This is a genomic window from Natrialba asiatica DSM 12278 (genome assembly GCF_000337555.1).
GTDB classification, from domain to species: Archaea; Halobacteriota; Halobacteria; order Halobacteriales; family Natrialbaceae; genus Natrialba; species Natrialba asiatica.
This window is the reverse complement of the sequence record NZ_AOIO01000040.1, coordinates 328,782-354,047: the sequence shown is the minus strand read 5'-3', so window position 1 is coordinate 354,047 and position 25,266 is coordinate 328,782. Positions and strand designations below refer to the sequence as shown.

22 protein-coding genes are annotated in these 25,266 nt (G+C 63.9%); 10 read left to right on the top strand and 12 right to left on the bottom strand.

Translation table 11 applies throughout. From position 1 onward, the window contains the following. The first annotated feature begins 15 nt into the window (after positions 1 to 15). Both leuS (C481_RS19280) and leuS (C481_RS19275) read left to right on the top strand, forming a co-directional pair. Positions 16 to 2,982 (top strand): leucine--tRNA ligase, encoded by a 2,967-nt coding sequence (gene leuS / locus C481_RS19280; protein WP_006111016.1) that lies wholly within the window; start codon positions 16 to 18, stop codon positions 2,980 to 2,982. A 139-nt stretch (positions 2,983 to 3,121) separates the two neighbouring features. Beyond that, a complete protein-coding gene (gene leuS / locus C481_RS19275; protein ID WP_006111015.1) occupies positions 3,122 to 5,806 on the top strand; it encodes a leucine--tRNA ligase in 2,685 nt (894 codons plus the stop codon). Positions 5,807 to 5,839: 33 nt separating this feature from the next. Here leuS (C481_RS19275) and C481_RS19270 read toward each other — a convergent pair whose 3' ends face one another. Next, a complete protein-coding gene (locus C481_RS19270; protein ID WP_006111014.1) occupies positions 5,840 to 6,169 on the bottom strand; it encodes a YbjQ family protein in 330 nt (109 codons plus the stop codon). 205 nt (positions 6,170 to 6,374) lie between these two features. On the opposite strand from C481_RS19270, the gene C481_RS19265 reads away from it, so the two are divergent. Further along, positions 6,375 to 8,255, top strand: a complete 1,881-nt coding sequence (locus tag C481_RS19265; protein ID WP_049904783.1) for a PAS domain-containing sensor histidine kinase — start codon at positions 6,375 to 6,377, stop codon at positions 8,253 to 8,255. Positions 8,256 to 8,484: 229 nt separating this feature from the next. Here C481_RS19265 and C481_RS19260 read toward each other — a convergent pair whose 3' ends face one another. Further along, positions 8,485 to 10,686, bottom strand: a complete 2,202-nt coding sequence (locus C481_RS19260) for a (Fe-S)-binding protein (RefSeq protein WP_006111012.1) — start codon at positions 10,684 to 10,686, stop codon at positions 8,485 to 8,487. Positions 10,687 to 10,866: 180 nt separating this feature from the next. Between C481_RS19260 and C481_RS19255 the strand changes: the two genes are divergently transcribed. Together C481_RS19255 and C481_RS19250 are read left to right on the top strand one after the other, a co-directional pair. Beyond that, positions 10,867 to 11,457, top strand: coding sequence for a hypothetical protein (locus C481_RS19255; protein ID WP_006111011.1), 591 nt, complete (start codon positions 10,867 to 10,869; stop codon positions 11,455 to 11,457). Between the two features lie 96 nt (positions 11,458 to 11,553). After that, positions 11,554 to 12,237, top strand: a complete 684-nt coding sequence (locus C481_RS19250) for a CRISPR-associated protein Cas4 (RefSeq protein ID WP_006111010.1) — start codon at positions 11,554 to 11,556, stop codon at positions 12,235 to 12,237. 32 nt (positions 12,238 to 12,269) lie between these two features. Here C481_RS19250 and C481_RS19245 read toward each other — a convergent pair whose 3' ends face one another. The 4 genes from C481_RS19245 to C481_RS19230 all read right to left on the bottom strand — a co-directional run bounded on the left by C481_RS19245 (position 12,270) and on the right by C481_RS19230 (position 14,281). Beyond that, positions 12,270 to 12,689: a DUF2391 family protein gene (locus tag C481_RS19245; protein WP_006111009.1), complete on the bottom strand. Its 420-nt coding sequence runs from the start codon at positions 12,687 to 12,689 to the stop codon at positions 12,270 to 12,272. Between the two features lie 101 nt (positions 12,690 to 12,790). Further along, on the bottom strand, positions 12,791 to 13,375 hold the full coding sequence (locus C481_RS19240; RefSeq protein ID WP_006111008.1) for an L-threonylcarbamoyladenylate synthase: 585 nt from the start codon (positions 13,373 to 13,375) through the stop codon (positions 12,791 to 12,793). A 79-nt stretch (positions 13,376 to 13,454) separates the two neighbouring features. Next, on the bottom strand, positions 13,455 to 13,976 hold the full coding sequence (locus tag C481_RS19235; protein ID WP_006111007.1) for a redoxin domain-containing protein: 522 nt from the start codon (positions 13,974 to 13,976) through the stop codon (positions 13,455 to 13,457). Continuing rightward, positions 13,976 to 14,281 carry a glutathione S-transferase N-terminal domain-containing protein gene (locus C481_RS19230; RefSeq protein WP_006827079.1) on the bottom strand — a complete coding sequence of 102 codons (306 nt, stop codon included), beginning with the start codon at positions 14,279 to 14,281 and terminating at the stop codon, positions 13,976 to 13,978. Before C481_RS19230 ends, C481_RS19235 begins: the two co-directional genes overlap by 1 nt. Before the next feature lie 112 nt (positions 14,282 to 14,393). Here C481_RS19230 and C481_RS19225 point away from each other — a divergent pair, with 112 nt between their 5' ends. Next, a complete protein-coding gene (locus C481_RS19225) occupies positions 14,394 to 15,923 on the top strand; it encodes a hemolysin family protein (protein WP_006111005.1) in 1,530 nt (509 codons plus the stop codon). A 39-nt stretch (positions 15,924 to 15,962) separates the two neighbouring features. Here C481_RS19225 and C481_RS19220 read toward each other — a convergent pair whose 3' ends face one another. Next, on the bottom strand, positions 15,963 to 16,706 hold the full coding sequence (locus C481_RS19220) for a hypothetical protein (protein ID WP_006111004.1): 744 nt from the start codon (positions 16,704 to 16,706) through the stop codon (positions 15,963 to 15,965). A gap of 266 nt (positions 16,707 to 16,972) precedes the next feature. On the opposite strand from C481_RS19220, the gene C481_RS22345 reads away from it, so the two are divergent. Both C481_RS22345 and C481_RS22340 read left to right on the top strand, forming a co-directional pair. Next, positions 16,973 to 17,131: a hypothetical protein gene (locus C481_RS22345; RefSeq protein ID WP_006111003.1), complete on the top strand. Its 159-nt coding sequence runs from the start codon at positions 16,973 to 16,975 to the stop codon at positions 17,129 to 17,131. A gap of 103 nt (positions 17,132 to 17,234) precedes the next feature. Next, entirely contained in the window at positions 17,235 to 17,405 is a 171-nt protein-coding gene (locus C481_RS22340) for a hypothetical protein (protein WP_169331464.1), read from the top strand. Between the two features lie 291 nt (positions 17,406 to 17,696). On the opposite strand, the gene C481_RS19215 is transcribed toward C481_RS22340, so the two are convergent. Continuing rightward, on the bottom strand, positions 17,697 to 18,884 hold the full coding sequence (locus C481_RS19215) for an inorganic phosphate transporter (protein WP_006111001.1): 1,188 nt from the start codon (positions 18,882 to 18,884) through the stop codon (positions 17,697 to 17,699). A gap of 79 nt (positions 18,885 to 18,963) precedes the next feature. After that, the gene (locus tag C481_RS19210) at positions 18,964 to 19,686 is read right to left on the bottom strand and encodes a DUF5828 family protein (protein ID WP_006111000.1); all 723 of its coding nucleotides are present in this window, start codon (positions 19,684 to 19,686) and stop codon (positions 18,964 to 18,966) included. A gap of 133 nt (positions 19,687 to 19,819) precedes the next feature. Between C481_RS19210 and upp the strand changes: the two genes are divergently transcribed. Next, a complete protein-coding gene (upp, locus tag C481_RS19205; protein ID WP_006110999.1) occupies positions 19,820 to 20,497 on the top strand; it encodes a uracil phosphoribosyltransferase in 678 nt (225 codons plus the stop codon). 50 nt (positions 20,498 to 20,547) lie between these two features. Continuing rightward, a complete protein-coding gene (locus tag C481_RS19200) occupies positions 20,548 to 20,949 on the top strand; it encodes a cupin domain-containing protein (protein ID WP_006110998.1) in 402 nt (133 codons plus the stop codon). An 18-nt stretch (positions 20,950 to 20,967) separates the two neighbouring features. On the opposite strand, the gene C481_RS19195 is transcribed toward C481_RS19200, so the two are convergent. The 3 genes from C481_RS19195 to C481_RS19185 all read right to left on the bottom strand — a co-directional run bounded on the left by C481_RS19195 (position 20,968) and on the right by C481_RS19185 (position 25,050). Then, positions 20,968 to 21,171 carry a YgaP family membrane protein gene (locus C481_RS19195; protein ID WP_049904766.1) on the bottom strand — a complete coding sequence of 68 codons (204 nt, stop codon included), beginning with the start codon at positions 21,169 to 21,171 and terminating at the stop codon, positions 20,968 to 20,970. Positions 21,172 to 21,294: 123 nt separating this feature from the next. Beyond that, positions 21,295 to 23,550 (bottom strand): S9 family peptidase, encoded by a 2,256-nt coding sequence (locus C481_RS19190; protein WP_006110996.1) that lies wholly within the window; start codon positions 23,548 to 23,550, stop codon positions 21,295 to 21,297. Positions 23,551 to 23,733: 183 nt separating this feature from the next. Beyond that, positions 23,734 to 25,050, bottom strand: coding sequence for an aspartate aminotransferase family protein (locus tag C481_RS19185; RefSeq protein WP_049904782.1), 1,317 nt, complete (start codon positions 25,048 to 25,050; stop codon positions 23,734 to 23,736). Positions 25,051 to 25,266: the final 216 nt, after the last annotated feature.

Here is a 25,266-nt window from a genome sequence, read left to right as displayed (position 1 = left end):
GCATAATGAGTGCGCATGAGCTATACTCCGCATGAACTCGAGGCCGAGTGGCGCGAGCGCTGGGCCGAGTCGGGGCGGTACGAGGCCGATCCCGACGGACGAGGGTCGGACGGCGGGACGTTCGTGACGGTTCCCTACCCCTATCCGAGCGGCGGGATGCACATCGGCCACGCCCGCACGTACACGGTTCCGGACGTCTACGCACGATACCGCCGCCAGCAGGGTGATACCGTGCTGTTCCCGATCGGCTGGCACGTCACGGGCACGCCGATCGTTGGCGCCGTCGAACGGCTCAAGAACGGAGAGGAGGAGCAGATACGGAGCCTCGAAAACGCCTTCGGCGTCCCCGAATCCGATCTGACGGCGCTCGAAACGCCGATGGGCTACGCGCGATACTTCATCGAGGAGGCAGACTGCAGCTACAAGACCGGAATGCGCCGGCTCGGCCTGTCGATCGACTGGCGACGCGAGTTCACGACGAACGACGAACGCTATTCGAAGTTCATCACGTGGCAGTACGAGACCCTCAAGGAGCGCGGGCTGCTCGAGAATGGGCTGCACCCCGTCAATTACTGTACGAACGAGGAACAGCCGGTCACGACCCACGATCTGCTCGAGGGCGAAGAGGCGGAATTTCAGGAGTATACCCTAATCAAATTCGAAGACGAGGGCGAGGGCGTCGTCTATCCGATGGCCACGCTCCGACCGGAGACGGTCCGGGGAGTCACCAACGCGTACGTCGACCCCAACGCGACCTACGCTCGCGCGACGGTGGACACCGCCGAGCAACGCTCGGACGGCTCGGGCGGTGCGGTTGCGTCTTCCGGCGGCGAGGAGTGGATCGTCTCCGAGGAAGCGGCGGAGAAGTTAGACCTCCAGGCCCGCGACGTCGACGTCGAGGAGACGTTCGAGGGAGCCGAGCTGGTCGGCGAACGCGTCACGAATCCGGTCACCGACGAGGAGATCATCGTCGTTCCAGCGGACTTCGTCGACACCGACAGCGCGACCGGCGTCGTGATGTCCGTGCCGGCCCACTCGCCCGACGACTGGATCGCCCTCGCGGAGGCGAAAGCGCGGGCCGACGACCTGACCGAATACGGGCTCGATCCGGACGAGATCCGGGCGATCGAACCGCGGGCGATCCTCACCATCGAAGGGTACGGCGAGTTCCCCGCGAAAGACGCCGTCGAGAAACACGGCGTCGAATCCTCGAACGATCCCGCGCTCGAGGAGGCCACCAAAGAGCTGTACAACCGCGAGTTCCACCGGGGTGAACTCGTCGCCGAATACGGCGAGTTCGCCGGCGAGGGTATCGAGGACGTCCGCGATGAACTCGAGTCACGCTTCCAACAGCAGGGCGTCTTCGACGCGATGTACGATTTTTCGGAGGAAGTCGTCTGTCGCTGCGGCGGCGATGTCGAGGTCGCCGAACAGGAGACGTGGTTCCTGCGGTACAACGACGAGGAGTGGAGCGAGAAGGTGCTGCGAGCGATCGATAACCTCGATGCGATCCCCGAGACGACCCGCGAGCAGTACACCCACACCGTCGACTGGCTCGAGGAGTGGCCCTGCATCCGTAATTACGGGCTCGGAACGCGGTTACCGTGGGACGACGAGTTCGTTATCGAACCCCTGTCGGACTCGACGATTTACATGGCCTACTACACCATCGCCCACCGGCTCGAGGACGTTCCGCCGGAGGAGATGGATCGGAACTTCTTCGAGACGCTGTTCTACGGCGAGGGTGCCGTGGCCGACCCCGACGGGCGGGCGCTGGAGCTGCGCGAGGAGTGGGACTACTGGTATCCGGTCGACTACCGCTGTTCGGCCACCGATCTGATTTCGAACCACCTCACGTTCTTCCTCTACCATCACGCCGAACTATTCGACGAAGAACGGTGGCCGCGGGGGATTACCAGCATGGGTATGGGACTGCTCGAGGGCGAGAAGATGAGTTCCTCGAAGGGTCACGTCGTGTTACCCGACGAGGCCATCGGGACGTACGGCGCCGACACCGTTCGGTTCTTCCTGCTGAACAGCTCCGAACCCTGGCAGGACTTCGACTGGCGGGCCGACGAGGTCGGCTCGACCCGCGACCAGTTAGAGCGGTTCTGGAACCGCGCCGTCGACGTGATCGAGGACGCCGAAGGCGAGCGGAATCTCGAGACGATCGACCGCTGGCTGCTCGCCCGGCTCCAGCGGACCGTCCGTACCGTCACCGACGCCATGGAGCGCTTCGAGACTCGCACCGCCAGCCAGCGCGCCTTCTACCGCTTCGAGGAGCACCTCAAATGGTACCGCCGCCGCGTGAACCTCGATCAACAGGGGACCGACGCGTCCCCCGAGCATCGCGCTCGCGGAGTGAGCGCGCAGCGACCGGGCGTCCGCTGGACGCTGCGGACGGTCCTCGAAACCCGACTGCGGCTGTTAGCACCGTTCGTCCCGTTCATGGCCAACGAACTCCACGAGCGCTTGACCGGCGAGCCCGCCGAGGACGTTCCCTGGCCCGACCCCGTTCCCGAGTTCGAGAATCCAACCGTCGTGGAGCGGGAGCGACTGGTCAAAGACGTCCTCGAAGACGTTCGCGATATCATCGCAGTCACCGACACCGACCCCGAGACGATTCGGCTATACGTCGCGGCCGACTGGAAGCGCACCGTCCTCGATACCGTACTTGACGTCGGTCCGAATCAGGGCCGGGTGATGGGCGACGTGATACAAGACGGGGCGTTGCGTGAGAAAGGCGACGCCGTCAACGCTCTCGTCGGCGATCTCGTCGCGTTCGTTCGCGAGCGCGACGACTCGACGCTCGCGTCCCTGTCCGAGATCGACGAGCGGGCCGTCTACGAGGACGCGTCCGCGTTCCTCGGCCGCGAGTTCGACGCCGACGTCGAAGTCTACGACGAGGACGGCGACCCGGTCGGTCCCGATGGCAAGGCGAGTCAGGCCCAACCGTTCCGGCCGGCGATTCACCTCGAATAACGACGGTCACCGGTCAGTTCGGTCGAGCGCGGTCGGTCTCGGTAGCGGTGATAACTAGCTGGGACGACAGCTGTTTTTTCGGAGCCACGCCGAGCGGTAATGCGAAAATATAGGGCGGCGTCGCTCCCACTCCTACCTAATGAGCGACGCGGGATACGACCACGCAGCAGTCGAGCAACGCTGGCAGGCCGCGTGGGACGACGCGGACGCGTATCGGACGCCGGACGACGTCGACGATCCGACGTACGTCCTCGGCATGTATCCGTACCCGTCCGGGAAACTCCACATGGGCCACGTCCGAAACTACACGATTACGGACGCCTACGCCCGGTACCGTCGGATGCGCGGCGACGAAGTACTCCATCCGATGGGCTGGGACGCATTCGGGCTCCCCGCGGAAAACGCCGCCAAAGAACGCGATACGAACCCCCGCGACTGGACCGTCGACTGCATCGACACGATGCGCGACCAGATGCGGGCGATGGGTTTTGGCTACGACTGGGATCGCGAAATCGCCACCTGCACGCCGGAGTACTACCGGTGGAACCAGTGGCTCTTCTCGCGGTTCCACGACGAAGACCTCGTCGAACGCCGCGACGCCGAAGTCAACTGGTGTCCACACTGCGAGACCGTCCTCGCCGACGAACAGGTCGAGGGCGAAGCCGAACTCTGCTGGCGCTGTGACACCCCCGTCGAGCAACGCGACCTCGAGCAGTGGTTCCTGAAGATCACCGAGTACGCGGACGAACTGCTCGAGGATATCGACGACCTGGACGGCTGGCCGAACTCGGTCCGCCAGATGCAGCGCAACTGGATCGGCCGCCAGTACGGCACCGAACTGGAGTTCGACGTCGCGGGCTACGGCCCCGTCGAGGCCTTCACAACCCGCGTCGACACCATCCACGGGGCGACGTTCTTCGCGCTCGCGCCCGATCACCCGATCAGCGAGGAGTTGGCCGCGGACGACGATTCCGTCCGCGAGTTCATCGAGCACGAGGCCGACCCGGAGGGCGACGAACCGAACGGCGTCGCGACCGACTTGACGGCCACGAACCCCGCTACGGGCGAGGAGATTCCGGTCTACGTCGCCGACTTCGTCCTCTCTGACGTCGGAACGGGCGCGCTGATGGCCGTCCCCGGCCACGACGAGCGCGACCACGCCTTCGCGGAGAAGATGGGCGAGGAGATCGTTCCCGTTATCGCACCCGAGACCGATCCCGAGTCCGAGTCTGGGCCCGAGTCAAAGTCGGAGGACGGCGAGGAACCGACGATCCCCGACGTGAGCGAGAACGCGTTCACCGAGGACGGCGTCCTGGTGAACTCGGGCGAGTACTCCGGGCTGGACAGCGAGACGGCCCGCGAGCGCCTGACCGAGGACATCGAGAGCGCCGAAGAGGCCACGCAGTACCAGCTGCGCGACTGGGGTATCTCCCGGCAGCGCTACTGGGGGACGCCGATTCCGGTCGTCCACTGCGAGGACTGCGGCCCCGTGCTGGTTCCCGACGAGAACCTGCCGGTCGAGCTACCGGAGTTCATCAATACGACCAGGAACCCGCTGGACGCCGCCGAGGAGTGGAAGGAAACGACCTGTCCCGATTGCGGCGGGCCGGCGGAACGCGAGACGGACACGATGGATACCTTCGTCGACTCCTCGTGGTACTTCCTACGATACGTCTCGCCGGACCTGGAAGACGCCCCGTTCGACCGCGAGCGGGCCAACGACTGGATGCCGGTCGATCAGTACGTCGGCGGCATCGAACACGCCGTGATGCACCTGCTTTACTCGCGGTTCTTCACGAAGGTGCTGGCGGACCACGAGGGACTGGAACACCGCGAACCGTTCACGAACCTGCTGGCCCAGGGGATGGTCCAACTGGAGGGCGAGAAGATGTCCAAGTCGAAGGGCAACGTCGTCTCACCGCAGCGGATCGTCGAGGAATACGGCGCGGATACCGCGCGGCTGTTCATGATGCAGGCCGCCCAGCCCGAACGCGACTTCGACTGGAGCGAGGAGGGCGTGCGGTCGACGAACGCGTTCCTCGCACGACTGAAAGAAATGGTCGAGGACTTCGTTTCGAACGAACCCGACGGCGAGGAAGACGCCATCGCGCACTACGTCGCAAACGAGATCGACGCGACGATCGCCATCGCCGGCGAGAAGTACGACGACCTGACGTTCAACCGTGCGCTGCGAGAAACGCAGGATCTGACGCGGACGCTGCGGAACTACGCCGGTCACACGGAACCACACGCCGAAACCTACGAACGCGGCCTCGCTGCCGTCGTGCGGCTGCTCGCGCCCGTCGTTCCCCACTTGGCCGAGGAACTGTACGCTGAACTCGGCAACGACGAGTTCGTCGTGGACGCGCCGTGGCCGACCGCGAGCGTCGACCGCGAGCGCGTCGACAAGCGCCGGCAGTTGGTCGAGAACACGCGCGAGGACGTTCGAGACATCATCGACGTGGCCGGCATCGAAGATCCCGACGCGATCGAGGTTGTCGTCGCACCGACCTGGAAGTACGACGCCCTCGAAATCGCCGTCGAGAGCGATGCCGACAACCTGATCGGCGAACTCATGAGCGAATCGCACATCCGCGAGCAGGGCGACGCCGCGGCCGACTACGGACAGGACCTGCAGGCGGAGCGCGAAGCGCTGTCGATGACGCTCGGGCCCGAGAACGAACACGACGCGCTCGAATCGGCAGCCTGGCTGGTAGAACGCGAGTTCGACGCGCCCGTTTCGGTCGTTCACGCCGACGAGGTCGACGAAAGCGTGCGCAAGAACGCGGCGCCGGGGCGGCCGGCGATCGAAATCGAGGACTGAGTACCGCGCGGTTCGAGGTTCTATCGGCGGTCGCTATCGACGGCGTGTTTTGACGGCAGTGCCCGACAGATTGACCCACAGCATGCCCTCTGCCATCTCCTCGTAGTCGAAGGAGGCCCCGACGACGGCGTCAGCGCCGAGGTCGGCCGCCTCCGCGCGGATGTCGGCGATCGCTTCTTCGCGGCCCGTCTCGATTTTCCGCTCGTACGACCCGCTCCGGCCGCCGACGACGTCTCGAATGCCGGCGGCGATGTCGCTCACGACGTTCGCGCCGATGACGGCCTCGCCCGTAACGATACCGCAGTACTCGGTTACTTCTCGTCCGTCCAGTTCGTCCGTCGTGGCGATCGTGATGTCGTCCATGCCGAATTCGTCTCAGCGGATTATTATAAACTTCGTGGACCGACCCGTCGTAATCAGGGCCGGTGCTGTCGAATTGTGTGAAAGACGATGGAGTTGGAATGTCCGCGGATCTGAACTATACGGCAATAGTGTAACTTATTATCGGCACACCGGTAACGTACTCGTGACCCGTTCCGGCGATCGGCCCCCGGCAGACGGCGATTCGATGGTCCCGCGAGAACTGGCATCGCTGTTGGCACAGGCAGACACCGCAGTCGTCCAACTGACCCAGAGCGGCGAGATCATCACCGCAACCGACACGCTCGCCGATCAGACGGGATATACCCCCGAAACGCTTCGTGGGAAATCACTGCAATCACTCCTACCGACGGTTCCCGAGCGACTGAAAACCTTTCTAAGCGGCGACTCGGTGGCCACGAACGCGACCACGGCGATCACAGTCCCGCTCACGATAACGACCGCGAACGGCGACACGGCCGTTTTTGACGGCTATTTCAACCGGCCCTCTCCCGACCTGGACGACGGGATCATCGGAACGCTTCATCGCCGTTCGGAGCCGCCATCGACGTCGATGGCGGCTTCCCATCCCGAATGGAGCGGCTCCCACGGCACAGAAACAGCACCGGCAAAAGCCTTCGCCGCTCTTGCCGACGCACTGCCCGACGGAATCATTGTCCTCGGTGCAGACAGTGAGATCCAGTACGCAAACCCCGCCGTCGAGCGGATCCTCGGCTACACGCCACACGAACTCGTCGGCGGCAGCAAACTCAGCATCATCCCGGCGCGGCTCCGCGAAACTCACCTGCAAGCGCTCAACCGCTATCTCGAAACCGGAGAACGACACATCGACTGGGAGTACGTCGAACTCCCCGGCCAGCACAAATCGGGTCACGAGGTCCTGCTCGGTATCTCGTTGAACGACTTTTTCGTCGACGAGGAACGATACTTCGTCGGGCTGTTCCGAGACATCTCACCGCGGAAGGAGGCCGAGTACGCACTCCGTGATCGCGAACGCCAACTCAACCAGTACAAAGAGTATACGGACGATATCTTGAACGCAATCGACGACGTGTTCTACGTCGTCGACGCGGACGTGTCCCTCCAGCGGTGGAACCAGCGTGTCTGTGAGGTCACGGGATACACCGACGAAGAAATAGCGTCGATGCACGCACTGGAGTTCTTCGACGAGGACGACCACGAGTCGATTACGAACACGATCAAAGAAGTATTCGAAACGGGACACGCCCGCGTTGAAGCGGACTTACTCACGAAAGACGGCACGCACGTCCCATACGAGTTCATCGCCGCTGCACTCGAGGATCCCGCGGGGAATCCGGTGCTTGCGGGAATTGGACGGGATATTACGACACGAACGGAACAACGCCGGAAACTCGAAGCATCCAACGAGCGGCTCGAACAGTTCGCCTATGCCGCCTCGCACGACCTGCAGGAACCGCTTCGAATGGTAACCAGCTACCTGCAACTCATCGAACGACGGTACAGAGACGAACTCGATACGGACGGCGAGGAGTTCATCGAGTTCGCCGTCGACGGGGCCGAGCGGATGCGCGAGATGATCGACGGGCTCCTCGAGTACTCACGGGTCGAGACGCAGGGCGAGCCGTTCGAACCGGTTGCGCTCGATCGTGTTCTCGAGGACGTCATCGACGATTTACAGCTGCAAATCGACGAGTCGAACGCGGAAATCAGTGTCGAGGAGTTGCCGCGTGTGAGCGGTGATCGGAGCCAACTCCGACAGGTGTTCCAGAACCTTTTGAGTAACGCGATCGAGTACAGCGGCGACGAGCCGCCTGCCGTCGAAATTTCGGCCGAGCGGGAGGGATCGATGTGGCGGCTCGCAGTCGCCGATAGCGGGATCGGGATCGATCCGGACGATACCGACCGAATCTTTCAGGTGTTCCAGCGGCTTCACGACCGGACCGAACACAGCGGCACCGGGCTCGGGCTTGCACTGACGCAACGAATCGTCGAACGCCACGGTGGCGAGATCCGGGTCGAATCAGAGCCTGGCGACGGGACAACGTTCGTGTTCACCCTGCCGGCGAACGCTGGAAACGAACCATAGCGACCACGCAGCTACGACGGTGCGCGACAGCACGCGACGGTGCGGGAAACACGTGCACGTGGCCGCCGCGAGCCGGATGCGAGGCGCCTTCTGGCGGGTCTGTACGTTCACACGGCGGTCAGAGCCTGGCGACGGGGTAACAGGTGGTTCGGTGACAGTCGAGCCAAGAGCCGTCGCTCCGAACGAACCACAGACACGGATGAATCGCCGAGAAGAACGCAGTATCCGATCAGTCCGCCGCGATTTCGAGGTTCGCCTCGTTCTCAGCACCGATCGCCTCGACGACGAGTTCAGCCACGTCGACGACCTCGATGTCGTCCTCGTAGCCGCCGGTCTTGCGGCCGTCTTCGTACATCGTCATGCACATCGGGCAGGCGACGACGAACTTCTCGACGCCGGCGCCGGCGTCGGTGTCCTCTAACGCTTCGCGGATGCGCTCTTCGCTCGGTTTCGGCTCTTCTTCGAAGTCCATCCAGAGGCCGCCACCGCCGCCGCCACAACAGAACGAGTTCGCGCGGTTACGCGGCATCTCGTCGAGTTCACAGCCGGTGGCGCGGATGAGTTCGCGCGGGGCCTCGTACTCGTCGTTGTACCGGCCGAGGTGACACGGATCGTGGTAGGTGACGGTGTAGTCGAGTTCGGTGCCGTCGAGGTCGAGTCGGCCGCCCCGGACCAATTCTTCGACGGCTTGGGTCCAGTGGAGCACGTCGATCTCGCCGTCTGCGTTCCACTCGTCGGTGTAGTCGAAGGGCATCATCGGGTCGTCGGCGAACTCCTCGAAGTCGACCTCCGGATACTCGTTCTTGAAGGTGTTGTAGGAGTGGGGGTCGGTACAGACGATTTTGTCGAACTCGCAGTCCTCCCACGTTTCGACGTGGTGGCCGGCGAGTTCGACGTAGAGGAACTCCTCGCCGACGCGCCGGATGTCGTTGCCGTCGTACTTCTCGTCCTCGAAGAGGATGCCGAAGCTCGCGTCGGCTTCCTGCAAGATGGTCGCCAGCGAGCGGGCGACCTGCTTGTTGCGCTCGTCGTAGCTCGGGTAGTCGCCGACGTACCAGAGGTAGTCGACTTCCTCCTCGCGGGCGTCGGTAACGTCGAACTCGAGGTCGTCGGTCCAGTCGGCGCGGTTGCGGGGGCTGTCGCCGAAGGTGTTGCCGTCCTGCATGACGTTCTGGAAGACGTCCTGCATGGACGAGGACACGTCGCCCTGGTCGGTCATCTGGCGATTGAGTCGGGTGAAGGACTGGAGGTGCTCGATTTCAACCGGACAGGCGTCCATGCAGGCCATACAGGCCATACAGGATTCCATCGTCTCCGTGTTGATGACGCTCGTCCCGCCGTCGGCGATGATCGGTTTCTCCTCGCCGCCGGCGTCGAGTTCTTCGCGGTATTTCTTCAGGTCGAGGATGACGTTTCGCGGATCGAGCGGTCGGTCGGACGCCTTGGCGGGACAGACCGACGAACAGCGACCGCACTTGGTACAGGCGTCCTGATCCAGAATCTCCTTCCAGGTGAAATCGTCGATGGACTCGGCGTTCGTCGCGTCGAGGTCCGACGGGACGTTCGGCAGGCGCGTGCCGGACTTCTCGTCGCGCGTGATGACGTTCGCGAACGACGAGAGCATGTGGAACGGTTTGGCGTAGGGAATCCACGCGATGAAAAAGAGGGCGAGCAGCGAGTGGCCCCACCAGAACGCCCAGTGGAGCGTCTCGGCGTTCGCGCCGAAGTAGTCGCCGGCGGCGTAGGTCGCCGGTTCGAGTGCAGCGCCGCTGGTCGGCAGGTCGATCGCCTGCAGGACCATCGCGATGCCGTAGCCGACGAAGCTCACGATTTCGTGGTCCGGCATGCCGGTCACGTAGATCCGCGCGCCCTCGAGGAGGAAGCCGCCGAGGCCGAGGCCGAACAGCGTCCAGATGAAAATGTCGTCCTCGTTCGAGGTGTGACGGCCCCAGAGACGGTGGTTCCGGACCCAGTAGCGCCGGTAGAGAGCCATCCCGATGCCGACGACGAACAGCAGCCCCATCGCGTCGACGATGAACTGGTAGGCCAGATAGAAGTCGCCCTTCCAGAAGACGATTCCGAGGAATATCTCGGTGCCGTACTGTTCGACGACGATGATCGACGTGGCGATGAACAACGTCAGGAACCCCCAGAGAATAAACGAGTGCATCAACCCGCCGTAGAGGTCCCTGTTGAACTGTTTCTCGTTCGAGAGCACGATCTTGGCGCTACTCACGACGCGGTTCGACAGGTCGGAGACGCGATCGAAGGGATCGTCGTCACCCCGCGTGTACCGCCGGACGCGCTGATAGACGCCGTAGGCGAAAACGGTGACGGCGATCGCCACGAGGAGGTAGAACAGGACGTAGCCAACGTCGCTGATCCCCAGGTAGGTCTCCCTTCCTTCGGCCGCCTGTGCTATGGTGTTCATGTTCAACCACGGGGTGGGGCGTGACTTAATTCTTGCCACACTGTACGACAGGCGACCTCTCCGCCGTCTTGCGGAAATAGTAGTCGAGTTTTCAAGTTTATAATTGTTGTCGATGTTGGATTTGCGCCCAACGCTATCTGGCAACAGCCTTAAATAGCCGCCCGTCGGGAGTGTCCACTCATGAACGACAAAACCGAAGAACTCCGGGACATCTTCACCGACGTTACCGACGGCGAAGAGACCATCACCGAATCCCAAGAGGACACCCGCGGCTCGCTCGAACGGGACGAACGCTCCGACGACGAGCGCCTCGAGAGCGTCGTCACACAGCTGCGCGAGCGATACGAGTTCGAAACGCCCCTCGAAGACGAGGAGCTGATCGCGGTCGCGAACGGATTCTACGACGGACGGGACGACGCGACCATCGCGGCCGACCTCGGAAGCGACGCCGAAACGGTCTTCGAGGCCCGCATGGCGCTGCACCTCGTCGGCGAGGACGACGCCGACGAAGTCGACCTCGTCGCGATCCGCGACCGCGAGGAAGACGACGAAACACTCGCCGAGGAGTACGACGTTACGGCGGCCGACATCCGACGGTTCCGACGCGTCGCCGCGGCCAAAGACGAATCCCGAGCGGCCAACGACCGCTACCGCGAGGAGTTCGATAGCATCCTCGCCGACGCCGACCTCTCGGCGCAGATGGCGACCGACGTCCGCGAGGACGGCCTCGAAGACGCAACCGAGGGGATGGAGACGGACGTCGACTTCTAAGCGGGCCGTCCGACCACGGAGCCCGCGAGGTTACGGTTCCGTCAGCGCTGCGATGAACTGCTACAGTTTTTATAGGAAGCCGCGCCCAAACCGGGCGTGACCCGTCCCCCCGTCACGTTCGGTGACCTCCGAACCGCCGCCTACTGCCCGCGAAAGTGCTACTACGCCCGCACTCGCGAAACCGACCGCGAACCCCCGCCGGAAGTCGAAGCGATTCGCGACCTCGCAACCCGGTACGAGCGCCTGCTCGACATGTCCGCAACCGAACTCGAAGCCGAGCCGATCGCGCGACCGCCGGCGGCGTATCGACGGGCGCTAACCGAGACGCGCGATGAACTCGCGGCCGACGGCGATTGGCAGCGGCTCTGCGAGCCGCACGAACGGGACGTACTCGCAACCGGGCGAGACTGTCGCGGCCGCGTTCACAAAGTGCTCGCTGACCCGCTGGAGCCGGTGTTGGTCGCAACCGGCTCGCCGCCGGAGCGGGGAATCTGGGAGTCTCGGTCGGTGCACGCCGTCGCGGCGGCGAAGGCGCTCGCCTGGGAGCACCAGACGCCGGTCGAACGGGTGTGGGTCGAGTATCCGGCCTACGGCGTGGTTCGGTCGGTGACGATGACGACGCGCCGGAAGGCCCGGTATCGGCGCGCGCTGCGGACGGTTCGAGAGTTAGACGGCCCGCCGGCGCGGACGGACAACCGCTCGAAGTGCGAGTCCTGCGAGTTCACATCGGAGTGTGGCGTGCGGACGCGGACGTTGCGGTCGTTGCTGGGATTTGGGTAGTGTCGGTTACAGATTGAATCGCGATCGCCGCACTAGAACAGCGTGTCCGCCGTCGCGGCGCCGACGACGCTGAAAACCGCTCCGACGCTCACCGCATTGAACGTCGTCTCGACCAATTCGGCCGTCGATTTCGACGAATCGAGAAACGTGTCCGGGGCATCGAACAGGAACGCGAGGATTGCGACCGATCCGAACGCCACGCACATCAAGGAGAGAAACCGGACGGGGACACCGACGACGGCTGTCTCGCGGTCCGGATCGCGCTTCGTATCCGCCTGATAGAGAGCGCCATACCCAATCGCGCAGGCGACGATGACGGTCAGCAGCATCCGGAACCGATTCATGTTTTCGGCGAGGTCCCACACCTCCTCGGTAACGACGAACGGACCGGCGAGCAGAAAGCCGCCGACGATCTGCTGGGCGGAATCGGCCGGTCGAAATCGATATCTCATAGCCGTCCATCGGACGGCGGTACCAAAAAAGCGGGTTACGCCTCGCCGATGGCCAGCCGTTCGGACCGGCAAGGTGTGCGCACGGACGCGACGATCCGCGTTCAGTGCGTCTCGAACCAGGTTTCGATGTCGTCCGCCAGCGCGCCGCGTCGGTGAATCGTCTCGCTCGTCGGATCGACGACCGAACTCTCGGTTCCGGGCGTCTCGCCGCCGTCGAGCGTGGCTGCAGTCGCCTCGCGGAGTTCAGGATCGAGTTCATCGAGTCGCCGAACGCTGCCGCGGCCGCTAACGTTCGCGCTCGTCGCCGTGATCGGCGTCTCGGCGCGCTCGCACAGCGCGAGTGCGATCGGGTGGTCGGGAACGCGGACGCCGACGCGGTCGCGGCCCGCTGTCAGAACTCCGGGAACCGGCTCGCGGGATCGACAGAGGACCGTCACGGGGCCGGGGAGAAAGGTTGCCATGAACCGGCGCTCGCGCTCGGTTGCACGGACGTACTGGAGTGCAGCCGGAACCGACGGAACGGCGAGCGAGATCGGTTTCGAGCGGTCCCGTCCCTTCGCGTCGAAGACGCGGCCGACGGCGTCGGAGTCGAGTGCGTCCGCGCCGAGGCCGTAGACGGTTTCGGTGGGGTAAACGACGAGTTCGCCGTCGCGGACGGCGTCCGCGGCGCGATCGATATCGGACATGTGTCGATGTCGGATACTCGCGTCGTCGTGGCAAAAAGCGTACCGCGTTCCGGTGGTGACGCGGCGTTCGACGGCGTGTCTATGCGAGGTCGAACCGCGCTTCGAGGTCGTCGTAGTCGGGGAACTCGGGCCAGTCGGTGGCGACCCAGGCGTCGGTGACCGTCAGGTCGTCGTCGACGGCGAAGACGGCGAGGCGCGGTTCGTCGACGCCTTCCATCCCGTCCAGGTCGTGAGCGATTCCGTACGCCTCCGCAACGTCGTTCGCCGGATCGGCGAAGATGTCGAACGGCAGGTCGTTGTCGGCGAGAAAGTCCGAAATCGCGTACGGCGTCGAGGCCGTGACGCCGACGACGCGGTCGGCGCGTTCGTCCCAGTCGCGCTCGAGGAGTTCACTCCAGACGTACGTGGCTGCGAACGAGCCGATCATCGGCGTGAAGACGAGGATCGTTTCGCCACCCGCCTGCGCGTCTCCGACGAGTTCGGAGATTGCCCGGTCCGCCCAGAACTCGTCGGTGACGAGCGGGCGAGTGAACTCGGGCGCGTCGTCGCCCGATTCGGGATGGCTGGCGGGACCGAGATCGACGACATCGAACTCGGGCATCAGTCGGCACCTCCGGCGGTTGCGGCCGATGCGTCGGTGCCCGCCCCGTCGCCGTAGGTCGACTCCAGGTAGTCCACGATGTTCGCGCTCTCGGCCATCGTCACACCGGTCGTCTCGTCGACGATGACCGGGACCGACCGAACGCCGGCAACGCGCTTGACGACGTCGCGCTTCGAGTGCAGCGGTTCGACGAACCGGGAGTGGTAGTCGAGATCGAACTCGTCGAGGAGTCGAGCAACGCGTTCACAGTACGGACACCCGTGCAGGCGGTAGAACGTAATTGGCGAATCGGTCGCGTGACTCATGGTGATTCGTTCGTGGAACAAGCGGGTAAACGTGTCGTCAGCGGACAAACGGGGTGGGAAACGTGGTCAAATGGTAAACGGTTAACCGATCCGGTGATAACGCTGTACACCAATGGCGTTGGTTTCGCTTTCCGAGGTCGGTGTCGAGGTCGGTACCGGCATCGGTACCCCTCTCTACACGGTACCGATGGTGGGGCTCGAGGTCGGGCGGTCGACGATCGCCGTCCTCGGCGTGCTCACAATAGTCGCTCTGATCGCCCTCTCGGGGTTTTTCTCGTCCTCGGAGATCGCGATGTTCAACCTTCCCAGACACCGGCTCGAGGGAATGGTCGAGGACAATATCGAGGGCGCGAAACTCGTCGAGCAGCTGAAATCCGATCCGCACCGGTTGCTCGTGACGATTCTGGTCGGCAACAACCTCGTCAACATCGCGATGTCCTCGATCGCGACCGCCCTTCTGGGTCTCTACTTCGAGTCCGGGCTGGCACCGGTCCTCTTGTCGACCTTCGGCGTGACCGCGATCGTCCTCCTGTTCGGCGAGAGCGTGCCGAAGTCCTACGCGGTCGAGAACACCGAATCGTGGTCGATCCGCATCGCGAAGCCGCTCAAGGCGACGGAGTATTTCCTCTATCCGCTCATCGTCCTCTTCGACTATCTCACGCGGCAGATCAATCGACTCACGGGCTCGACAACCGGTGCGATCGAGTCGCCCTACGTCACCCGCGACGAGATCCAGGAGATGATCGAATCCGGCGAGCGAGAGGGCGTCCTGGAGGAGGAAGAACACGAGATGCTCCAGCGCATCTTCCGCTTTAACAACACCATCGTCAAGGAGGTGATGACCCCGCGACTCGACATGACGGCGGTACCGAAAGACGCCAGCATCGACGAGGCTATCGAAACCTGTATCCAGAGCGGCCACGCCCGCGTCCCCGTCTACGAGGGCAGCCTCGACAACGTCCAGGGCGTCGTCCACATCCGCAACCTCGTCCGAGATCTCAACTACGGCGAAACCGAAACCAAGGAACTCGAACTCGGCGACCTCATCCAGCCGACGCTTCACGTCCCCGAATCCAAAAACGTCGACGAGCTCCTGACCGAAATGCGCGAAAACCGGATGCACATGGCCATCGTCATCGACGAGTTCGGGACGACCGAAGGCCTCGTCACGATGGAAGACATGGTCGAGGAAATCATCGGCGAGATTCTCGAGGGCGGCGAGGACATGCCGATCGAGGAACTCGACGATCGGACGGTGATGGTCCGCGGCGAGGTCAATATCGAGGACGTCAACGAATCGCTGGACATCGACCTTCCCGAAGGCGAGGAGTTCGAAACGATCGCCGGCTTCATCTTCAATCGTGCTGGCCGGCTCGTCGAAGAGGGCGAAGAGATCACCTACGATGGCGTCCGAATCACGGTCGAGACCGTCGAGAACACCCGTATCATGAAAGCACGCTTGCGAAAACTCGAAACGTTCGAGGACGAACTCGACGAGACTGAACTCGATGCCGAGACGAGTGAACGCGACGAAAACGGGTCCGTCTCCGACGATGACGGTACTGGAGAGAACGACCGGGAGGGAACACGGCACACGGACACCGGCACACCCGCTACTGACGGAAACGAGCGGGCGCGCTAAGGGATCGATTGCGGGTGGGACCGCACGCTATCGACTCCGTTATCGGTTCGACTCCACGACGTCTTGAACGGCAACGGCAACCGCCGGCGGCACGACGAGCCGCCGCGGGCCAGCAACGTACGTGCCGTCCCGCTCGATGTACGTCAGTGTTAACACCGCCACACTACCGACCTGACGAATCGAGACGGCCTCGATCACGTCGAGGTCGACCGCCTGCTCGGGATCGTACAGATAAATCGCCTCCTCCTCGCGGTCGAAAGCACCCACGGAGCGAAGAAACGACGCGAGAACGAGCGCGAGAAGCGCAAGCGGGATCGTTATCGCCGCCAGGCCGGTAAACGGACCGGCACCGATACCGCCGAGCAACCCGTTCTGCGAGACGATCCGTCCGGCGACCATCAACGAGACGATGATCGCCATCATCGCAATCGTCCCGAGAGCCGCATCCGTCGCCCGCTCGAGACCACGTCCCGACGGTGACGAGATCGGAAGCCTCGAAGTAAGCCGCTGCAGGCGCTGTTCCGTATTTTCGGTCGCTGCAAACGCAAGCACCGTTGCGATGATCCCGGCCCCGGCCGCAAGGACGACCCCACCGAGACCGAACTGCATAGCCAGATCGTACACCCGCCAGAAGGCAACGATGGAAATCGCCGCAAAGAACGTCCCGACGCCGAGCGACCACAACGCCCACACCGTCCGCGAGGTCGATGCGTCACGCCGCCACTGGATCGGCTCCGACTCGTCCCCGGACGGTGCCGCCGCGTTCACGTTCGCATCCTCCATGGGTGAACTCGTCGCTGATCGTGTAAAGACCGTTCGATATTCCTCATCCGGGCTGGAAAGCCCGACTCAGCACGGCAAAGCGAGTGCAGCTCTCGTCGCCGCTGCGAGTCACTGCACACGCCCGATCGCACGACAGGTCTGTGACCGGTGTAAATCGTTGCAGTCGTTACGACAGAAGACGGGTGATGAGCATCCGATAGCGTTCGTTACTGGCGCACTGCGCGCAGACGACAACAGATGTACGTCTCAATTGAAGAACTGATCGTATGAGTAACATACTCGAAAATCCCGTGTATCGCTATGGAATGGGACTTAGCAGCGCCGCGATTCTTGCGTTCGTCGCAATTTCGTACCTGGAGGGGATGACCCGGTTGCTCGTGTTGGGGTTCGCTGCGTTTGAACTCGTACTCTTTCGGCTCTGTTGAAATCCTCAGCGGCTAATAAATTTTGATGGGGATCAGTAAGTACGGGGAACTCACGTTCCATTAGATCTCTGGGTTTATCTCACCGGAAGTCCAAAGACAGCACGTGTTTGACGAAGAAGATGACCAAATGGATTCGAATAAAATGGCTCTGGGGATTGCGTTCGGGCCGCTACTAGGAGCCACTCTTGGACTCGCACTGGGTGATATCGCGATAGGTATTCCGTTTGGTATGGTTCTCGGTATCTTTCTCGGTGTGGTGTGGGGCTTAACATAGTGAACTACCACGCGAGAACTTGAACAGTCGTTGTACTCGCATCTGTAGTGTGCGTGTGTTTCGCGCTAAAATACATCTGAAGAAGAGGATTTCAACAGAGCCACTCTTTCCACAGATGCTAAAGTGGATGGTGACGACAGACGCTTGATCGAGAAGGGAGTAACGGCAGACGCCTGACCGGAACGCCGTCACTCGCGCGAGGGAAGGGACTGACGGATCACAACCAACTCGCAAGCGTTCCAGAGCGGTCCGTTGGAACAAAGAAAAGACGGATTCGAGACGGACGAATAGTCACAGAAGTACTGCCGAGAGGGCCGTGTAGCCGACGAAGGAGACGATAATCGAACCGGCGAGCGAGAGCACCCACGCGAGGACGGTGTACCCCATTTTCCGGGCGCTGACGCCGCTGCCACTTGCGGCGTAGCCGCTACCGATGATCGCACTCACGATGATTTCGTTGAAGGAGACGGGGATGCCGAACAATACCGCCGTCTGCGCGATCATGAACGACGGAATGAGCGCGGCGATCGACCGCCGGGGACCGAGCGAAGAGTAATCCTGTGAGATGGCCTTGATCATTCGCGGCGCACCGGTCCACGAGCCGATCAGGAGGCCGATACCGCCGCCCAGAAGCAACGCAAGAAGCGGGAGACCGACGTCTTCGGAGAGCGGAATCAGCGGCCCGATTGCCAGCCCGACCTGACTGCCGCCAGCCGAGAACGCGACGAGCGCACCGAGAACGAGCAGGAAATGTCGTTCACCGCGTTCGACGCTGCTGCGCAGATCGGCGGCGACGATTCCACCCCAGAGCAGCCCCACGAGTCCTGTCACGACGATCATACCGACGAGTTCAGGACCGGGCGCCCAGTCGCTTACAGCCTGTGCGATAGACGCGCCGCCGGTGCTGTCGGGGTCGAGAAAGGCGAACTCGATGTTGGCGATGAGGAGGCCGACGAAGGCGGCGAGGCCGACGATCAGGGAGGGTTCTGCGATGGGTTCGCTCCGGAGGAGCCGGGCGATACCGTAGGCGAGACCGCCCCCGACGAAGGGCGTGAGAATCCAGAGCGTGGCTATTTCGACGTATTTCGGCCACGCGGGATCGCCGCCCATCGCCAGGCCGACGCCGACGACGGCACCGGTGACTGTAAAAGCGGTGGCGATGGGGTAGCCGGCGAAGACGCCGATTGCGACCAGCCCGGCGGCGATAATCAGGGCGATCGTTGCGGCGCTCGGCGAGAGGATGACGCCGCCGATGAGTTCCCTGCCGACCGCTTCGGAGACGTTTGCACCCTGGACGACGGCGCCGATGAATCCGAGGAGCCCGACGAAGAAACCGGCTCGCATCACCGAAATCGCGTTGGCACCGACGGCGGGAGCGAACGGTGTCGAGCCGCTCGAGCCGGCACCGATCGCCCAGGCCATAAAGAGGCTGGCGATGGCGGCTACCAGAAACGTCGCGACTGTCGCGGGTTCGACCATCTACGGGGGATTCTATTCGCGGGCCCTACAAGTGTGTGCCGGCCTGTAGATAGCTGATGTGCCGAGACACGCGAACGGTTCAGTTCGTCGTGAATTTTGACTGATCATCGGCCTCCGGCGGCGGCTCCGCCCCCTCGATCGCCTCGGCCGCACCGGTATCCTTTTCGACTTCGACGTGCCAACGGTCGACTTCATCGTCGAGTTCAGCGAGGCGGTCGGAGACGGCATCTTTCAGATCGTCGTCGTTGACGTTGACCTCGAAGGCGAACTGCTCGCCGTTGTCGCCGTTGCGGGCGGATTGCTGGACGTTGGCGCTGATGAGTTCGTTGTCGAAGTAGTACGGTGCGAGTTGGGTCATCACGTTCTGGTAGACGGTGTCCTCGACGCGGCGGAGGGCCTTGCGACCGGCGGAATCGGCTGCGCGGGCGACGTAGTCAATCGATTCCTTCCAGTTGTCGACGGCGGCCTCGGGGTCGTCCTCCTCGAGTTGTTCGTAGGAGGTGGTAAGTTTCTCTCCGGCGGTTTTGATGTCTTCGTCGGGGTCTTTGCCGGCTTGTTCGCCCGTTCCTTCCTCGACGCTTGCCTGGTCTGCGGTCTTCTCGCTGACGTCGGTGTCGAGCGTCTCGTGTGCTTTGGGTCGCCACTCGTCCCACTCTTCGAAGGCGCGAGCGAAGTGTGCGCCGTAGTCGTGTGCGGGATCGTGAACGCCTTCGTCGCGTAGCGCCCGGGTAATGCGTTCGCCGTGTTCGACGACGTCGCCCCAGTCGCCGCGAACTTTGAATCCCGAAATGCTCTCTTCCATTCGAGTGAGCGAGTAGTAGGGGATGGATCGGCATAAACTTCTCCGCTGCGTGTCAGCCCCTTGCAGGGGCGTGTACGCGACATCGTCGCCGGTGATCGACACTGTGAACTACCCCGCGGGTGGCCATACGAGTATGCCAATCGAAGACCGGGATGACGCGTATCTCGTGACGCACGCACTCGCGAAACACACGCTCTCGCAGCTTCGAGACGTCGAAACCGAGCAGGTCAGTTTCCGTAAGGGTCTCGTCAAACTCGGCCGCATCTGCGGCTACGAGATCATCGACGGCCGCATGGAAACCGAGTACGTCGAGATCGAGACGCCCCTCGAGACCACGATGGGCGAACGGGTCCGCGGGCTCGACGACGTCGTGATCATCAACGTCCTGCGCGCGGCGACGCCGTTCGTCGAGGGGCTCCTGAAGGCGTTCCCCCGCGCCCGACAGGGCGTCATCAGCGCCAGTCGCAACGAGGAGGCCGGCCGCGCGGAGGACGGCTCGTTCCCGATTACCGTCGACTACGTCAAACTCCCCGAGATCACCGAGGACGACACGGTCATCATCGCCGATCCGATGCTCGCCACCGGCTCCACGATGTGTACCGTCCTCGATCACGTCGTCGAGAACTCGTCCGACCCGGAGAACCTGATCGTGCTCTCTGCGGTCTCCGCACCCGAGGGCCTCCTGCGCGTCGACGACGAGTTCCCCGAGGCCGACCTGTTGACGGTCTCGATCGACGACCGACTCGACGACGACGGCTTCATCATCCCCGGATTGGGCGACGCCGGCGACCGGGCGTTCCGGACGACCTGATCGGCGCACGGACCGCGACACTTTTGCGCCTCGCCGGTAACGGGACAGCCATGTCCTACAGCGTCGTCGATCCGGACGTACTCGACGCAGTCGGGGATCGGCCATGCGACTGCCGGCGGGTGAGCGAGGCGGCCGGGTTGGAGAGCGTGGCGATCAATCACTTCTCGGCGGAGCCCGGCGAACAGCTGCCGCTTGCGTATCACTACCACGAGCGACAGGAGGAGGCGTTCGTCGTTCTCTCGGGGCCGCTTCACGTCGAAACGCCCGGCGGCGAGTTCGAAGTGCCCACGGGGGCGACGTTCACGGCCCAGCCTGCATCCCCGCATCGGGCCTACAACCCCGCCCACGCGGACGAGGCGATCGAAGTGATGGCGATCGGTGCGCCGCCGGCCGACGACGACGCGGTGCAGTACGATCCGGACAACCCGGACGAGTTCGCCGGCGACGAGTGAACGGACGCGAGCGGTCGGTCACTCGCTGCTCCCGCAGGTATCGATCCCGAGAAGGGCGTTTATCGGGCACCGCTGGATGACGGCCGTCGCGAGGAGGTCGCTTCCGGCGATGAACGCGAGCGCGCCGGCCGTTTGCTCCCGGTTTCGGTACCCGATGAGCAAAAGGGTGAGTCCGAGCGTAATGCGAAGGAAGCGATCGACGCCGCCGACGTTTCTGTCCATGCCCGACCGAACGAGTGCCCGACCTGTAGGAGTCGGCCCTGTGAACGCGCGGTCGGCGATCAGGGCGGACCGGTCGCCGGATAGCGAGAGCGACGACACTCGTCGCTCGTCACCCGTCACCCGTCACTCCTCGTCCGACTCGTCTAGCCCGCCGGACAGACCCGCATCGCGCTCGCGATCGAGCGCCGGCGGGGCCTCGCGCGAGTCGGCGTAGCCGTCGAACCAGCGGACGAGGCGTTCGAGGCGATCCACGACGTGACCGGGCTCTCCGGACCGCGAGAGTTCGTGTCCCTCGCGCGGGTAGCGGACCATCCGGGTGTCGACGCCGTGTTTCTGCAGGCCGAGGTAGAACAGTTCGGCGGTGTTGGCCGGCGTGCGGTAGTCGCGATCGGAGTGGAGCACCAGCGTCGGCGTCTCGACCTCGGCGACGTGTGCTACCGGCGATTGCTCCCAGAGGAGGTCGGGATCGTCCCAGGGCGTCGCGTCGAAATCGCCCTCGATCAGTTTGAACGCGTCCGTCGAGCCGTAGAAACCGGTGAGGTCGTAGACGCCGCGCTGGGAAACCGCCGCCCGGAAGCGGTCGGTCCGGGTGACCGTCCACGCGGTCATGAACCCGCCGAAGCTCCCCCCGGTGACGAATGTCTCGTCTTCGTCGACGAACTCGCGCTCGCAGACCGTCTCGACGCCCGAGAGCACGTCCGCGAGGGTAACGTCGCCCCAGTCGCGGTCGATCGCCGTCGCGTGCGCCTCGCCGTACCCCGTCGAGCCTCGCGGGTTACACCAGAAGACGACGTAGCCCTGCGCCGCGAGCGTCTGGAACTCGTGCCACATCGTTCCCGCAGTCGTCCACTGGGCGTGCGGGCCGCCGTGAATCTCGACGACGAGCGGATACGTCTCGTCCGGCCCGCCCGCGGCGTCGGCGTCGAACTCGGGCGGCGTCAGGAGCCAGCCCTGGATTTGCGTCTCCGCTTCGTCGCCGTCGTCTCCGCCATCGCCGTCATCGCCGCCCTTGACGCCGTCATCCGTACCGCCCTCCGCACCGGCACCGTCACCAGCACCACCATCGGCGACGGTACCACCCTCGAACCAGACCTCTTCGGGCTGGCGCACCGCCCGATCCGCGAGCAGATCGCCGTTGACGCGGGTGAGCCGGTGGGTCTCGGTACCCCCCCGCGTCGTGACGAACACGTCGCCGGGATGATCCCACTCGCTCTGGACGAGCGCGACCGCGTTCTCGCCGACCGAGAAGTCCGCGACGGTGACGCCCTCGCCGTAGACGCGCGTCGGCTCCTCGCTGCCGACCTCGTCACTCGTCCCGTCATCAGCGCCGCTCCCCGTCCCCACCCCTACGCCGACGGCGACCGACCAGAGCACCCGCGATCCCGTCTCCGGCGTCGTGAAATACAGCGCCTCGCCGCCCGGTGCCCACGCGAAGTCACAGCGGTGACCGATCGTCCGATCGAGAGACGCCGTCGGCGTCGTCTCCGTCCCCGTCTCCCGGTCGTGGACGCGGACCTCCGTCTGGCGCATCGACGACCGTTCCGCCGGGGTGAACTCGAACGCGACCAGGCCGTCCGTCGTCGCCGCGAGTTCAGTGGCCCAGCCCGTCGTCCGGGTGAAGGCCGTCGCCTCGTCGGTGTCGAGGTCGTGCTCGTACAGCTCGTAGCGGAGCGAGTCGTCGGGATGGACGCCTTCGGCGGCGGTTTTGACCGCGTAGTAGATCGTGTCGTCGTCGCCCCAGGTCGGGCTGATGTGGTCCTCGTCGCCGTCGGTGAGACGCTGGATGGCGTCGCCGGTCTCCGCCTCCCGAAGATCGGCGTCGCGTTCGAGCGCCGCCTCGACGTCTAAGACGTACGCGTGGCTGCGTCGGCCGTCCGCGTACTCGGTGTTGGCGCGGTAGACCATGCGGTCGATCACGCGCGGGTCCGGCTCCGCGGGTTCGTAGTCGGGATCGACCGCAAGGTCGCGGTCTTCCGCGCGGTCGTCGGCGGTGACGCGCTGGGAGAAGAGTAGCCGCGAGCCGTCGGGACTCCACTCGAGTTCAGTGACGCCGCCGACGACGGACGTGAGTTGGCGGGCCTCGCCGCCCGTCGTGGGGGTAACCCAGAGTTGTTGTCTGTCGTCGGCCTCGCCGCGGGTGCTGACGAACGCGAGGCGGTCGCCGTCGGGGCTAAAGCGGGGCTGGCTGTCGACGCCCTCGCTGATGGTGAACTGGGTCGGTTCGTCGCCGCCGACCGGGACGACGAAAATCGTCGCTTCGTGGGATCGGTCGTCCGTCGGCGTTCGGCGGACGAACGCCACCCGTTCGTCGTCCGGCGAGAGTTGCGGCTCCGAGACCTGCCGCAAATCGTAGTAATCGGCTGCGGTAATGGCGTTCATGTACGCTGTCTCCGGGAGGAACGTAAAAGGTGTTCGCGTTCCGGTACGTCGTACAGGAAGAAGTCGAAGAGGGAGGTTGGCGGTGGCATCAACGGTTGGAAGGAAGAGGTTCACACGGAGCGTGACCGAGAAGACAGTTGAGCGTGCCGTCCCCTGGGACACGTCTCTGGTTCAGAAGCCGAATCAGAGTTCAGCGAGCACCGTATCGGCAGCCTCGAGATAAGACTCGAGGTGGGCCTCGTCGTGAGCGGCCGAAAGGTGGTGGCGCTTGTACGGGTTCGGCGTGAAGAAGTGGCCGCGCTCTCGCATGCCCGCCGCGAACGCGTGGAAGCGCTCCTCGTCGAGTCCGAGAACGTCCTCGTAGGTACGGGGTTCGCCACGCACGCCGAATTGAACGCTGAAAATGCTCCGGTGGCCGACAACCCGGCCGTCGACCCCGTGGTCCTCGAGTAGGTCGGCCAGTCCGTCGCGATAGCGGTCACCGAGGTCGGTCAGGGACGCCTGAACGTCCTCGGCGACGATGGTGTCGATAGTCTCGCGTGCAGCGGCTAGTCCCGGAAGACTACCCGAATACGTCCCGCTGATGACAACGCCGGACTCGTTGTCACCGCCCGCCTGGGCGAGTAGATCTGATCGGCCACCGACGGCCGCCACGGGATACCCGTTGCCCAAGGCCTTCGCGACGCAAGTGAGATCGGGCGTAACGTTGACCTCGCCCTGAACGCCGTGTGGCGAGTGACGGAAGCCGCTGATGACCTCGTCGAAGATCAACGGAACGCCGTGGACTTCGGTCACCTCGCGCAGCGTCTCGAGGAACTCCGTTCGCGGGTGTAGACAGCCGACGGAGTGGGGAACGGGCTCGAGGATGACCGCCGCGAGGTCGTCGCTGTGGTCGCGAACGATCTCCTCGGCGGCGTCGGAATCGTTGAACGGAGCGACCAGCGTGTTCTCGACGGCTGCCGGGAGCATACCGTCGGACTCGGGATAACGCTCGCCGACGCGGTCGGCGGGTGGATAGACGCTGACGTCGACGTAGTCGTGCCAGCCATGGTAACAGCCCTCGAATTTTAGCACCTTCTCGTTACCGGTGGCGGCTCGCGCGAGCCGGATCGCGTGATAGGTGGCTTCACTGCCGCTGTTGCAGAAGTTCACCATCTCGACGCTGGGTACGAGATCGACGAGGCGTTCAGCAACCTCGACCTCCAGCGGTGTTGTGCCCGCGCCGTACAATACGCCGTCGTCGATAGCCGCTCGGGCCGCCGCGTCGACATCCTCGTGAGCGTGGCCGAGGATGATCGGGCCGAATCCGAGGTGATAGTCGATGTACTGCTCCCCGGCGACGGTCGTCAGCGTGGCACCCGACGCCGATTCGAAGGCGACATCTCCCGTGTCGTACGCCTGCGCTCGCAACCCGGTCTGTGCACCGCCAGGGATTATTTCGCGTGCGCGGTCAACGATCGGTTCCGTTCGGTCTCTGTTCGTCGAAGAATCGTCTTTCATATCCTCCACACGATTGACGTCGTCGGATTCCGTACGATCGAAATCGGTCACAGTGCCCACCCCGACAACGGCACCGTTCCGACCGCGGAGGCCGATCCCGGTTTGTAGTGACCGGGTCGAAGCGAGGAGCGGATGATTGCGTCCGTCCGAACCAATCCAACCCCAATTTTCCCACTCGAGTTGCACAGAGATGTGATCTCAGATAGGTGACGTCGT